Annotated in this window: 16 protein-coding genes; 2 read left to right on the top strand and 14 right to left on the bottom strand. The window is 64.8% G+C overall.

Going from position 1 to position 12607, the window contains the following annotated elements:
- The 8 genes from rpsC to rpsJ all read right to left on the bottom strand — a co-directional run.
- Nucleotides 1-706: 30S ribosomal protein S3 (gene rpsC / locus AC5RV2_RS09000; protein WP_494092059.1), on the bottom strand; the 706-nt coding region annotated here is incomplete at its 3' end.
- Nucleotides 707-1072: a 50S ribosomal protein L22 gene (rplV, locus tag AC5RV2_RS08995; protein WP_136784918.1), complete on the bottom strand. Its 366-nt coding sequence runs from the start codon at nucleotides 1070-1072 to the stop codon at nucleotides 707-709. It abuts the gene before it with no gap.
- Between the two features lie 38 nt (nucleotides 1073-1110).
- Nucleotides 1111-1392: a 30S ribosomal protein S19 gene (gene rpsS / locus AC5RV2_RS08990; RefSeq protein ID WP_074701289.1), complete on the bottom strand. Its 282-nt coding sequence runs from the start codon at nucleotides 1390-1392 to the stop codon at nucleotides 1111-1113.
- Between the two features lie 12 nt (nucleotides 1393-1404).
- Complete coding sequence (rplB, locus tag AC5RV2_RS08985) at nucleotides 1405-2244, bottom strand: 50S ribosomal protein L2 (protein WP_493979217.1); 840 nt, start codon at nucleotides 2242-2244, stop codon at nucleotides 1405-1407.
- Between the two features lie 30 nt (nucleotides 2245-2274).
- Complete coding sequence (rplW, locus tag AC5RV2_RS08980; RefSeq protein ID WP_493941555.1) at nucleotides 2275-2580, bottom strand: 50S ribosomal protein L23; 306 nt, start codon at nucleotides 2578-2580, stop codon at nucleotides 2275-2277.
- The gene (gene rplD / locus AC5RV2_RS08975; RefSeq protein WP_494067518.1) at nucleotides 2577-3194 is read right to left on the bottom strand and encodes a 50S ribosomal protein L4; all 618 of its coding nucleotides are present in this window, start codon (nucleotides 3192-3194) and stop codon (nucleotides 2577-2579) included. Before rplD ends, rplW begins: the two co-directional genes overlap by 4 nt.
- Before the next feature lie 4 nt (nucleotides 3195-3198).
- Nucleotides 3199-3852 carry a 50S ribosomal protein L3 gene (gene rplC / locus AC5RV2_RS08970; RefSeq protein WP_493979219.1) on the bottom strand — a complete coding sequence of 218 codons (654 nt, stop codon included), beginning with the start codon at nucleotides 3850-3852 and terminating at the stop codon, nucleotides 3199-3201.
- A gap of 13 nt (nucleotides 3853-3865) precedes the next feature.
- Nucleotides 3866-4174 (bottom strand): 30S ribosomal protein S10, encoded by a 309-nt coding sequence (gene rpsJ, locus AC5RV2_RS08965; RefSeq protein WP_003803825.1) that lies wholly within the window; start codon nucleotides 4172-4174, stop codon nucleotides 3866-3868.
- 480 nt (nucleotides 4175-4654) lie between these two features.
- Between rpsJ and AC5RV2_RS08960 the strand changes: the two genes are divergently transcribed.
- Entirely contained in the window at nucleotides 4655-6166 is a 1512-nt protein-coding gene (locus tag AC5RV2_RS08960) for a glycoside hydrolase family 1 protein (RefSeq protein WP_494092058.1), read from the top strand.
- A 38-nt stretch (nucleotides 6167-6204) separates the two neighbouring features.
- On the opposite strand, the gene AC5RV2_RS08955 is transcribed toward AC5RV2_RS08960, so the two are convergent.
- A complete protein-coding gene (locus tag AC5RV2_RS08955) occupies nucleotides 6205-6339 on the bottom strand; it encodes a hypothetical protein (protein ID WP_494067520.1) in 135 nt (44 codons plus the stop codon).
- Nucleotides 6340-6455: 116 nt separating this feature from the next.
- Between AC5RV2_RS08955 and AC5RV2_RS08950 the strand changes: the two genes are divergently transcribed.
- Nucleotides 6456-6836, top strand: coding sequence for a VOC family protein (locus tag AC5RV2_RS08950; RefSeq protein ID WP_494092057.1), 381 nt, complete (start codon nucleotides 6456-6458; stop codon nucleotides 6834-6836).
- Nucleotides 6837-6992: 156 nt separating this feature from the next.
- Here AC5RV2_RS08950 and tuf read toward each other — a convergent pair whose 3' ends face one another.
- From tuf to AC5RV2_RS08925, 5 genes are all read right to left on the bottom strand, one after another.
- On the bottom strand, nucleotides 6993-8183 hold the full coding sequence (gene tuf, locus AC5RV2_RS08945; protein WP_493940539.1) for an elongation factor Tu: 1191 nt from the start codon (nucleotides 8181-8183) through the stop codon (nucleotides 6993-6995).
- A 239-nt stretch (nucleotides 8184-8422) separates the two neighbouring features.
- The gene (gene fusA, locus AC5RV2_RS08940; RefSeq protein ID WP_494092056.1) at nucleotides 8423-10537 is read right to left on the bottom strand and encodes an elongation factor G; all 2115 of its coding nucleotides are present in this window, start codon (nucleotides 10535-10537) and stop codon (nucleotides 8423-8425) included.
- 65 nt (nucleotides 10538-10602) lie between these two features.
- Nucleotides 10603-11073: a 30S ribosomal protein S7 gene (rpsG, locus tag AC5RV2_RS08935; protein ID WP_127511056.1), complete on the bottom strand. Its 471-nt coding sequence runs from the start codon at nucleotides 11071-11073 to the stop codon at nucleotides 10603-10605.
- The gene (gene rpsL / locus AC5RV2_RS08930; protein ID WP_493979224.1) at nucleotides 11073-11447 is read right to left on the bottom strand and encodes a 30S ribosomal protein S12; all 375 of its coding nucleotides are present in this window, start codon (nucleotides 11445-11447) and stop codon (nucleotides 11073-11075) included. Before rpsL ends, rpsG begins: the two co-directional genes overlap by 1 nt.
- A gap of 289 nt (nucleotides 11448-11736) precedes the next feature.
- Nucleotides 11737-12607: SGNH hydrolase domain-containing protein (locus tag AC5RV2_RS08925; RefSeq protein WP_494092055.1), on the bottom strand; the 871-nt coding region annotated here is incomplete at its 5' end.

Raw genomic sequence — 12607 nt, 5'->3', positions numbered from 1 at the left:
GGCGGCCCGGACGGTCGCCGCGGCCGCGCGAGGACGGAGCGGCAGCCTGCTGGGCAGCCAGTTCCTTCGCGGTCACGTCGCCCTTGTAGATCCAGACCTTGACGCCGATGCGGCCGAACGTGGTCTTGGCCTCGAAGAAGCCGTAGTCGATGTTCGCCCGCAGGGTGTGCAGGGGCACACGGCCTTCGCGGTAGAACTCCGAACGGCTCATTTCGGCGCCGCCGAGGCGACCGGAGCACTGGACACGGATGCCCTTGGCGCCGGCGCGGGTGGCGGACTGCATGGCCTTCTTCATGGCGCGGCGGAAGGCCACGCGGGAAGTCAGCTGCTCGGCGATGCCCTGGGCAACCAGCTGCGCTTCGATCTCCGGGTTCTTGACCTCGAGGATGTTCAGCTGCACCTGCTTGCCGGTGAGCTTCTCCAGCTCGCCGCGGATGCGGTCCGCTTCGGCGCCGCGGCGGCCGATCACGATGCCGGGGCGGGCGGTGTGGATGTCCACACGCACGCGGTCACGGGTACGCTCGATCTCAACCTTCGCGATGCCCGCGCGGTCCATGCCCGTGGACATCAGCTGGCGGATCTTCACGTCCTCGCGGACAAAGTCCTTGTAGCGCTGGCCGGCCTTGTTGCTGTCAGCGAACCAGTGGGAGACATGGTCGGTGGTGATACCGAGTCGGAATCCGTGCGGGTTTACTTTCTGTCCCACTTACTGGTCCTCCTCTTTCTCCGGGGTAGCGACAACAAGCGTGATGTGGCTGGTCCGCTTCTTGATGCGGTAGGCACGCCCCTGGGCGCGCGGCTGGAACCGCTTCATGGTGGGGCCTTCATCTACGAATGCTTCGCTGATGTACAGGTCGCTCTCGTCAAAGGCGACGCCGTCGCGATCCGCGATAACGCGGGCGTTGGCGACTGCCGACGCGAGTACCTTGCTGACCGGCTCCGAAGCTGCCTGGGGGGCAAACTTCAAGATTGCCAGAGCCTCATTCGCCTGCTTGCCACGAACAAGGTTGACGACGCGCCGGGCCTTCATAGGCGTCACGCGAATATGGCGCGCAATAGCCTTGGCTTCCATTGCTTTCCTTCTCTCGTCTTCTGCCGTCAGAGCAGCGCCTAGCGGCGCTTGCCCTTGCGGTCGTCCTTCACATGGCCGCGGAAGGTCCGCGTCGGGGCGAATTCGCCGAGCTTGTGCCCGACCATCGACTCAGTGACAAACACCGGGATGTGCTTGCGTCCGTCGTGTACGGCGATCGTGTGTCCGAGCATGTCGGGCACGATCATCGAACGGCGGGACCACGTCTTGATGACGTTCTTGGTGCCCTTTTCGTTCTCTGCAGCTACCTTCACGAAGAGGTGCTGATCGACGAAGGGGCCTTTCTTCAGGCTGCGTGGCATGTTCCCAGGCTCCTATCGCTTGTTCTTGCCAGTACGACGGCGACGCACAATCAGGCGGTCGCTTTCCTTGTTCGGGCGGCGGGTGCGGCCCTCGGGCTTGCCGTTCGGGTTGACCGGGTGGCGGCCACCGGAGGTCTTGCCCTCGCCACCACCGTGCGGGTGGTCGATCGGGTTCATGGCCACACCGCGGACGGTCGGGCGGACGCCCTTCCAGCGCATGCGGCCGGCCTTGCCCCAGCTGATGTTGGACTGCTCGGCATTGCCCACCTCGCCGATGGTTGCGCGGCAGCGCACATCAACGTTGCGGATTTCGCCGGACGGCAGGCGGAGCTGGCCGTACTTGCCTTCCTTGGCCACCAGCTGCACGGAGGCACCGGCGGAGCGGGCCATCTTGGCACCGCCGCCCGGACGCAACTCCACAGCGTGGATGACCGTACCGACGGGGATGTTGCGCAGCGGCAGGTTGTTGCCCGGCTTGATGTCGGCGCTGGCGCCGGCCTCGACCGTGTCCCCCTGCTTCAGCTTGGCCGGAGCCAGGATGTAGCGCTTGGTGCCATCAACGTAGTGCAGCAGGGCGATCCGCGCGGTGCGGTTCGGGTCGTACTCGATGTGAGCGACCTTGGCGGGCACGCCGTCCTTGTCGTGGCGACGGAAGTCGATCAGACGGTACTGGCGCTTGTGTCCGCCGCCCTTGTGGCGGGTAGTGATCTTGCCGGAGTTGTTACGTCCACCTGACTTGGTCAGCGGGCGCAGCAACGACTTTTCCGGCGTCGATCGCGTGATTTCAGCGAAGTCGGCTACGCTCGAGCCGCGACGGCCCGGTGTAGTCGGCTTGTATTTACGGATTCCCATAGTTCAATTCCTCGTTAAAGTGGTCTCCGCTTAAGAAAGCGGACCGCCGAAGATGTCGATTGTGCCTTCCTTCAGGGTGACAATTGCGCGCTTGGTGTCCTTGCGCTGTCCCCATCCGAACTTGGTCCGCTTGCGCTTACCGGCACGGTTGATGGTGTTGATCGAGTCGACCTTGACGGAGAAAATCTTCTCCACGGCCAGCTTGATCTCGGTCTTGTTCGAGCGGGGGTCGACCAGGAAGGTGTACTTACCTTCGTCGATCAGGCCGTAGCTCTTCTCCGAAACGACGGGAGCAAGGATCACGTCGCGGGGATCTTTTGTGGTGGTCGCGCTCACTTGGCGTCCTCCTTGGCAGTTGCCTTAGCTGCGATGAATGCCTCGTAGGCGGCCTGGGTGAAGACCACGTCGTCGGAAACGAGCACGTCGTAGGTGTTCAACTGATCCACGTAAATGGTGTGAACAGCCTCGATGTTGCGCAGGCTCAGGGCCGCCACATCGTTGGCGCGCTCGATGACTACGAGCAGGTTCTTGCGGTCGGTGATGGCGCGCAGGGCGTCGGTAGCGGCCTTGGTGGACGGCTTGTCGCCGGCAACCAGTGCCTCCACGACGTGGATGCGGCCGTTGCGTGCCCGGTCGGAGAGGGCGCCGCGCAGGGCAGCGGCCTTCATCTTCTTGGGGGTGCGCTGGCTGTAGTCGCGCGGGGTCGGGCCGTGCACGACGCCGCCGCCGGTCATGTGCGGGGCGCGGATCGAACCCTGGCGGGCGCGGCCGGTGCCCTTCTGCTTGAACGGCTTGCGGCCGGCACCGGAAACCTCGGCGCGGGTCTTGGTCTTGTGGGTTCCCTGCCGGGCAGCAGCGAGCTGTGCGACGACGACCTGGTGCAGCAGCGGCACGTTGGTCTGGACGTCGAAGATCTCTGCAGGCAGGTCAACCTTGAGCGTGTTGGCCATTGAACTAGGCTCCCTTCACAGCGGAACGGACGAGAACGACCGAGCCGCGGGCACCGGGAACGGCACCCTTGATCAAGAGCAGCGAGTTCTCGGTGTCCACAGCGTGAACGGTCAGGTTCAGCGTGGTCTGGCGGACGGCACCCATGCGGCCGGACATGCGCATGCCCTTGAAAACGCGGCCCGGAGTGGACGCGCCGCCGATGGAACCGGGCTTGCGGTGGTTCTTGTGCGCGCCGTGCGAGGCACCCACACCGGCAAAGCCGTGACGCTTCATGACACCGGCGAAGCCCTTACCCTTGGTGGTTCCGACGACGTCGACCTTCTGGCCGGTCTCGAACAGTTCCACGGAGAGTTCCTGGCCCAGCTCGTAGGAGCCGGCATCGGCGGTGCGCAGCTCGACCACGTGGCGGCGCGGGGTAACCCCGGCCTTCTCGAAGTGGCCGGCCAGCGGCTTGGTCACCTTGCGCGGGTCGATCTGGCCGTAGCCGATCTGGACGGCGGTGTAGCCGTCGACGTCCGCAGAGCGCAGCTGGGTGATGACGTTGGAGTCGGCCTTGACGACGGTGACCGGGATGAGCCGGTTGTTCTCGTCCCAGACCTGGGTCATGCCGAGCTTGGTGCCCAGCAGTCCCTTTACTTGGCGTGTAGTGGTAGACAAATTACTCACTCCCCTACAGCTTGATTTCGATGTTCACGTCCGCCGGCAGGTCGAGCCGCATCAGCGAATCGACGGCCTTGGGCGTGGGATCGATAATGTCGATCAGCCGCTTGTGGGTGCGCATTTCAAAGTGCTCCCGGCTGTCCTTGTACTTGTGCGGCGACCGGATAACGCAGTACACGTTCTTCTCGGTGGGCAGCGGCACGGGGCCCACTACCGTTGCGCCTGCACGCGTGACCGTCTCAACGATCTTCCGTGCTGAAACATCAATGACCTCATGGTCATATGACTTCAGACGGATGCGGATTTTCTGTCCCGCCATGGCGTCTCCGCTCTCTTTCTCAGTGCTGCTCTGTTGACTTTCTCCTGATGCGCCCCGACGGCTGGATCGCTCCTGGCCTGGCGCTCCTCCGGCAGACTGAATCCGGATGAATCCGGGTTCCTCACCCTGCTGAGGCTCCGACCCCCGCGGTCGGGCGTGTCGCGAACATTCTGCGCACTCCGCCCGCTCAAAATGGAGGGTGGGTTATATTTGGGCTTCTTTGAACTCTGTGGAGCCTGACCCTGCCCCGGGCATTATCCCGGGCGGGACCCAGCTTCGCACGAAGACATGCAAAAGCGCTTGAACAACTCATCTAGTGTGGCAGACTTTGGCCCTGATTGCGAATCGGCCCCCGGCCCAGGAAGCCCGCACCCCCGCCGCCCCGCTATGGCGCGGACCCGCCGGCAGTGCGATGCTGGTGCCAGCCCGCTCCGCCGGGCACTGCATACGGGAGACCAGGTTTCAGGAGGACTACAGCGAATGGCAATGGACAGCGGGCGCCTGGCGGCAATGATCCCGTCCGACTTTACCCTGGGCGTGGCCACGGCGGCATTCCAGATCGAGGGCGCCGTCGCCGAAGAGGGCCGCGGACCCTCCGGCTGGGACGCGTTTTCGCACGAGCCGGGGCGGATTGCCGGCGGGGCGACGGCGGACGCGGCCTGCGACCATTACCACCGGATGCCGGACGACGTCGCGCTGATGGCCGAGCTCGGCGTGGACTCGTACCGGTTCTCGCTGTCCTGGCCGCGGATCCAGCCCGGCGGACAGGGGCCGGTCAACCAGCGCGGCATTGATTTCTACGACCGGCTGCTGGATGAACTGCTGGCCCGGGGTATCTCCCCGATGTGCACGCTCTACCACTGGGACACCCCGCTGCCGCTGGAGCACGCCGGCGGCTGGCTCAACCGGGATACCGCTTACCGGCTGGCCGACTTCGCGGCCATCGCCGCGGACAAGTTCGGCGACCGGGTGGACCGTTGGGTCACGATCAACGAGCCGACCACCGTCACCCTCAACGGCTACGGCCTCGGCGTCCATGCGCCCGGCCAGGCCGGGCTGTTCGACGCCCTGCCGGCCGCGCACCATCTCATCCTCGCGCACGGGCTCAGCCTCTCGGCACTGCGGGCCGGCGGGATCGCGGGCGAGGCGGGCATCACGAACGTCTACTCCCCCGTGGTGGGCGCCAAGGACGGACTGGCCCACGATGTGCTGGTGGAACTGTTCGACGTGCTGCACAACGGCATGTTTTCGGACCCGGTGCTGCTGGGCCGCTACCCGGAGTTCAACCCGGTGCTCAAGCCCGCACTCCAGTACCTGCGCGAGATTCCGGACGAAGACCTGGCGGTGATGAGCCAGCCGCTGGATTTCTACGGGCTGAACTACTACTTCCCCACCAGGATCGGCATCGGCCCGGGGCCGCTGACCGGACCGGAGGCGATCCCCGACGGCCTGCCCGAGCTGCTCTGGGAGCAGGGCGGCGAGCTGCCGTTCCACTTGGCCGCGTGGCCGGGGTACGACCGGACAGAATTCGGCTGGCCCGTGGCACCCGACTACCTGCAGGTCGCCCTTGCCCGGATGGCCGAGCGTTACCCCAACCTGCCGCCGGTCTACATCACCGAGGGGGGCGCCAGCTTCAAGGATGTGGTGGTCCGCGATGCGCTGACCAAGGAGCCGTCGGTCGCCGACGTGCGGCGGATCGACTACCTGGCCTCGCACCTGGAGGCCGCGCTCACCGCGACGGCGCCGGACGGGCCCGCAGCCGGCATCGACCTGCGCGGCTACTACGTGTGGACGCTGATGGACAACTTCGAATGGGCGGCGGGGTACAGCCAGCGCTTCGGCCTGGTGTACGTGGACTTCGCCACCCAGCAGCGGATCCGCAAGGCGTCCTTCCACTGGCTGAAGGATGTGGCCGCGCGCCGTCGTCGTGCCGGTGCCGGCGAGACGGCGGGGCAGACCGAGCCGGCGGTGGCAGCACCGGGTCAGGCCTGACGGCCCGCCGGCGCGTTCGCCAGTCCCCGGCGCTTCGGCTACGGCCCGCCGTTGGCGCGCCGGATGCGGCGGGCACGGTCCAGCTCATGGCGAAAGTACCGCCTGCCCCAGGACACCGCCCCGACCACCGCGGCGGCCAGGCCCAGGACGATCCACACGATCAGCCATTCCATGGTCCGATCCTACTGGTTGGCGGTCGAAATTCGTGCCCGTCCTCCAGTTCCCGGGGCCGCGGCCGCGACTATTCTGGGAGTGTCCACAGCAGATGCTCCCAGGAAGCCGGACAACCATGCTCAGCACCAAAGCCATGACGACGGTCCTGCCCGTGAAGGACATGGACCGGGCGCGCGCGTTCTACCAGGATTCCCTCGGCCTGCAGCCGGCCGGCCCGCTCGGAGAGGATACGTTCCTTTTCTCCAGCGACGGTTCCACCGCGGTAGAACTCATCGTCCGACCGGACGCCGACACGTCGGACCACACCTCGATCAGCTTCGAGGTGGCCGATTTGGAAACCGAGATGTCCGAACTGGCCGGCCGCGGCGTCGACTTCGCGGACTACGACCTGCCGGGCCTCAAGACCGTAGACCACATCGCGGTGACCGGCCACCAGCGCTGCGCCTGGTTCCCGGACTCGGAGGGCAACATCCTCTGCCTGCACCAGAACATCTGAATCCGGGAGGAACAAGACCGACGGCGCACCCGGACCGTTCGAGCAGCATTCCACCCGCACCGGGCGCACTCGTTAAAAGAGAGAACCCCCGCCGTCCTGAGACGGCGGGGGTTCTCCTGCCTCCGACCGGAAAGCTCCGGTCAGCAGATCACAAAGTTACTTGGTGATCTTGGTGACGCGGCCCGAACCAACGGTGCGGCCGCCTTCACGGATAGCGAAGCCGAGGCCCTCTTCCATGGCGATCGGCTGGATGAGCTCAACGGTCATCTCAGTGTTGTCGCCCGGCATGACCATTTCGGTGCCCTCTGGGAGGGTGATAACGCCGGTCACGTCGGTGGTGCGGAAGTAGAACTGCGGACGGTAGTTCGAGTAGAACGGGTTGTGGCGTCCGCCTTCATCCTTGGACAGGATGTAGACGTTGGCCTCGAAGTCGGTGTGCGGGGTGATCGAACCCGGCTTCACGATAACCTGGCCGCGCTCCACGTCTTCGCGCTTGATACCGCGCAGCAGCAGGCCACAGTTCTCGCCTGCCCATGCTTCGTCGAGCTGCTTGTGGAACATCTCGATACCGGTAACGGTGGTCTTCTGGACCGGGCGGATGCCGACGATCTCGACCTCGGAGTTGATGGCGAGGGTACCGCGCTCGGCGCGGCCCGTCACCACGGTGCCGCGACCGGTGATGGTGAAGACGTCTTCAACCGGCATCAGGAACGGCTTGTCCTTGTCGCGGACCGGGTCCGGGATGTACTCGTCAACGGCGTCCATCAGGTCCTCGACGGACTTGACCCACTGGGCGTCGCCTTCCAGGGCCTTCAGGCCGGAAGTGCGGATGACCGGTGCGTTGTCGCCATCGAACTCCTGCGAGCTGAGCAGCTCACGGACTTCCATTTCGACCAGGTCGAGCAGTTCCTCGTCCTCAACCATGTCCGACTTGTTCAGGGCCACCAGCAGCGTCGGAACGCCAACCTGGCGGGCCAGCAGAACGTGCTCGCGGGTCTGGGCCATCGGGCCGTCAGTCGCGGCAACCACCAGGATTGCGCCGTCCATCTGGGCGGCACCGGTGATCATGTTCTTGATGTAGTCGGCGTGGCCGGGGGCATCCACGTGTGCGTAGTGGCGCTTCTCGGTCTGGTACTCGACGTGCGAGATGTTGATGGTGATGCCGCGCTGGCGCTCTTCCGGGGCAGAGTCGATAGCTGCGAAGTCACGCTGCTCGTTGAGATCGGGGTACTTGTCAGCAAGCACCTTGGAAATGGCAGCGGTCAACGTGGTCTTACCGTGGTCAACGTGACCGATGGTGCCAATGTTGACGTGCGGCTTAGTCCGCTCGAACTTTGCCTTCGCCACGGGTTCCTCCTAGAACGTGTTGAGAAGATTTGCTCTTCGGACGCGATTGTCACGGCCGAAACTTGAACAAGTCTACTTCGGGCTTTTGTATTTGGTGAAATTACTGGTTCCGTCAGGTACCGGCAAAAACTTGCGCGGTTCCGTCGGTGGGTTGTGCCGGCGGCCGGCTGCGTGAGCCGACCGGCCGCCGGCACGGCGTGCCGGATCCTTACGGATAAGGACCCGCCACCCTGGGGGTTTTACTCGCCGCGCGTCTTCTGGATGATCTCGTCGGCAACAGCCTTCGGGACCTCAGAGTAGCTTTCGAACTGCATCGAGTACACCGCGCGGCCCTGCGTCTTGGAACGCAGGTCGCCGATGTAGCCGAACATCTCGGAAAGCGGAACGTTAGCGCGCACAACCTTCACGCCGCTAGCGTCCTCCATGGACTGGATCTGTCCACGGCGGGAGTTCAGGTCGCCGATCACGTCGCCCATGTATTCCTCAGGCGTACGTACCTCGACGGCCATCAGCGGCTCGAGCAGGACCGGGTTGGCGCGGCGTGCGCCTTCCTTGAAGACCTGGGAACCAGCGATCTTGAAGGCCATTTCCGAAGAGTCGACGTCGTGGTATGCGCCGTCGAGCAGGATGGCCTTGACGCCGACCAGCGGGTAGCCGGCCAGGATGCCGAGCTGCATGGCATCCTGGATGCCAGCGTCGACCGAGGGAATGTATTCGCGCGGAATACGGCCACCGGTGACCTTGTTCTCGAACTCGTAGAAGGTGCCGTCGGTGGTGTCCAGCGGCTCGAAGGAGACCTGGACCTTCGCGAATTGGCCGGATCCACCCGTCTGCTTCTTGTGGGTGAAGTCGACCTTCTCGACAGCCTTCTTGATGGTTTCACGGTAGGCAACCTGGGGCTTGCCCACGTTGGCCTCGACCTTGAACTCGCGGCGCATGCGGTCCACCAGGATGTCCAGGTGCAGCTCGCCCATGCCGCCGATTTCGGTCTGTCCGGTCTCTTCGTTCAGCGAAACGGTGAACGTCGGGTCCTCGGCGGAGAGCTTCTGGATAGCCGTGGAGAGCTTCTCCTGGTCGCCCTTCGTCTTCGGCTCGATCGCCACGAAGATCACCGGCTCCGGGAACGACATCGACTCGAGGACGATCGGGGCGTCGACGGCACACAGGGTGTCGCCGGTGGTGGTGTCCTTCAGGCCGATCACCGCGTAGATGTGGCCTGCGTGCACCTCCTCCACCGGGTTCTCCTTGTTGGCGTGCATCTGGAACAGCTTGCCGATGCGCTCCTTCTTGCCCTTGGTGGAGTTCAGCAGCTGGGTTCCGGAGGTGGCCTTGCCCGAGTAAACCCGGATGAAGGTCAGCTGGCCGAAGAACGGGTGCGCCGCAACCTTGAACGCCAGGGCCGAGAACGGCTCCTCCTCGTTCGGCTTGCGGGTGAGCTCGATTTCCTCGTTCTTCGGGTCGTGACCGACCATCGAGGGAACGTCGACCGGGGACGGCAGGTAATCGATGACTGCGTCGAGCATCGGCTGCACGCCGCGGTTCTTGAAGGCGGAACCACAGAAGACCGGGTAGATCTCCGAGTTGACGACCATCTTGCGGATGCCGGCCTTCAGCTCGTCGATGGAAATCTCTTCGCCTTCGAGGTACTTCTCCATGAGTTCCTCGGAAGCCTCGGCAACGGATTCAACCAGCTGCGCGCGGTATTCCTCGGCCTTGGCCTGCATGTCCGCGGGGATCTCCCGGGTCTCGTAGGCGGCACCCATGGACACATCGCCCTTGGCGTCACCCTCCCAGACCATGGCCTTCATGGTCAGCAGGTCCACGACACCGATGAAGTCGTTCTCGGAACCGATCGGCAGCTGCATGACCAGCGGCTTGGCGCCGAGGCGCTTGATGATGGTGTCCACCGTGAAGTAGAAGTCGGCGCCGAGCTTGTCCATCTTGTTGACGAAGCAGATGCGCGGAACTTCGTACTTGTCGGCCTGGCGCCACACAGTCTCGGACTGCGGCTCCACGCCTTCCTTACCGTCGAAGACAGCGACAGCACCGTCGAGGACGCGCAACGAACGCTCGACCTCCACCGTGAAGTCCACGTGGCCCGGGGTGTCGATGATGTTGATCTGGTTCTGGTTCCAGAAGCAAGTCACCGCGGCGGAGGTGATGGTGATGCCGCGTTCCTTTTCCTGTTCCATCCAGTCGGTCGTCGACGCACCGTCGTGAGTTTCGCCGAGCTTGTGGTTCACACCCGTGTAAAACAGGATGCGTTCCGTAGTGGTGGTCTTGCCGGCATCGATGTGGGCCATGATGCCGATATTGCGGACCTTCGTGAGGTCGGTTAGCACGTCCAGTGCCACAATGTCTCCCTTTGTAGGTGAGGGATACGACGACGGCGGTTAGCGCCGTCGTCGTACCGGCTCTTTTACCAGCGGTAGTGGGCGAAGGCCTTGTTGGACTCGGCCATCTTGTGGGTGTCTTCGCGACGCTTCACAGCGGCACCGAGACCGTTCGACGCATCCAGAATTTCGTTCATGAGACGCTCGGTCATCGTCTTCTCGCGGCGGGCCTTCGAGTAGCCGACCAGCCAGCGCAGGGCCAGGGCCGTTGCGCGGCCCGGCTTGACCTCAACCGGAACCTGGTAGGTGGCGCCGCCGACGCGGCGGGACCGGACCTCCAGGGTCGGGCGGACGTTGTCCATGGCCTTCTTGAGGGCGGCAACGGGATCGCCGCCGGACTTGGCCTTCACACCGTCGAGGGCACCGTACACGATGCGCTCTGCGGTGGACTTCTTGCCATCAACGAGAACCTTGTTGATCAGCTGGGTAACCAGCGGCGAGCCGTGTACCGGATCAACTACGAGCGGCCGCTTGGGGGCCGGACCCTTACGGGGCATTACTTCTTCTCCTTCTTCGCGCCGTAGCGGCTGCGGGCCTGCTGGCGGTTCTTGACACCCTGGGTGTCGAGGGCGCCGCGGACGATCTTGTAGCGGACACCGGGCAGGTCCTTCACACGGCCGCCGCGCACCAGCACGATGGAGTGTTCCTGCAGGTTGTGGCCCACACCGGGGATGTAGGCAGTCACTTCGATGCCGCCGGCGAGCTTGACGCGGGCTACCTTACGGAGCGCGGAGTTCGGCTTCTTCGGGGTGGTGGTGTAAACGCGGGTGCAAACGCCGCGCTTCATCGGGCTGCCCTTGAGGGCAGGCGCCTTGGTCTTGTTCACCTTAGGTGAGCGGCCCTTGCGGACCAGCTGGTTAATCGTAGGCACTTTCGTGTTCTCCGTTTTTCTTGGGCTTTGCCCCGTCTGTCATGCAGGGCCAGGCACTGTCGGTCGTCTTCGCACACGCTGCGGAATCGAAGCGACCGTAGGCGTGCAAAAGTGTGGCATTCTCCGCGCAAGAACCCCGCGGACCGGAAACAGGCCCCGTTGCGGTTTCATCCGCAACGGCCTTCATCCACTGCCACACAAAAACAATCGAACATAAGTCTAGCAGAGTATGCGGGTCGCGTACGACGCGGCTGCCCGGCGGTTGCTGCACGGCGGCCCGCCCGCGGTGTCACGGCCGTTCCATCGCCAGTAGCAGGGCCTTTTCCAGCGGCTGGGTCAGCGTCTTCATGTAGGTGCCCGAGACGTGGTTGAGGTCCCGGTAGACCAGGACGTTGCCGATCACCGCCGGGCAGGTCTCCCGGTCACAGAAGTGCGCCGACAGGTCGATGACCCGCGTCCGCGGAGCGAGCCTGGCGGCATCCTCGGTGAGGTCCTTGCCGTCGAGGCCGTCGCTGCGCGGCTGGCCGCATTCGGCCGGGTCCTCGTAGTTCACCGCCACGCAGTCCCGGGCGATCGCGCCTTCACGCGGGCGGGGCGTGTCCTTGAGCGCGTACACGTCGATGCCGGCGTCGGCGAGTTCGTTCCAGTACTCGGCGAAGCCCGCCGCGCCGGGCCGCTGGCCGGTGTCCGAGTCCACGAAGGAAGACTCCGCGTAGTAGGAGGTCAGGACCGCGTCCACGCTGCCGCGGGTCAGCCGTTCCATGGTCTGTTCGTTGGGTCCCTGGCAGACGGACTCCCCCTTGGCTTCCAGCTTGCGCTGCTCCGCGTTGAACGGGCAGGAATGATGGATGTACGTCAGCAGGCGCCATCCCCGCTCGCGGGCAACAGGCTCCAGGGCCTTGAACCACTGCCCGGCGTGCGAGTCTCCCACCAGCGCCAGGGTGAAGTCTCCCTCCGGGTCCCCGTAGGTGCATTCCTTGGTTTCGGTCGCCATCGACTTGACGGCGCAATCGCCGAGGCCGGACTGGTCGGCTCCGGCCTCGGCGGGATCCGGGACCACCAGCGGGGTCTCGGTGGCGAAGGCGCGATGGCCGTCCTCCGTGATCGAGGCGACGCCGAAGCCCGGCGGCGGGGCGGCCAGCAGCGCGGACGTTGCCTCG

It is taken from the genome of Arthrobacter sp. Y3225116 (assembly GCF_059091245.1).
Note: the sequence above shows the minus strand (reverse complement) of the source record. Positions and strands in the feature narration are given on the sequence as shown.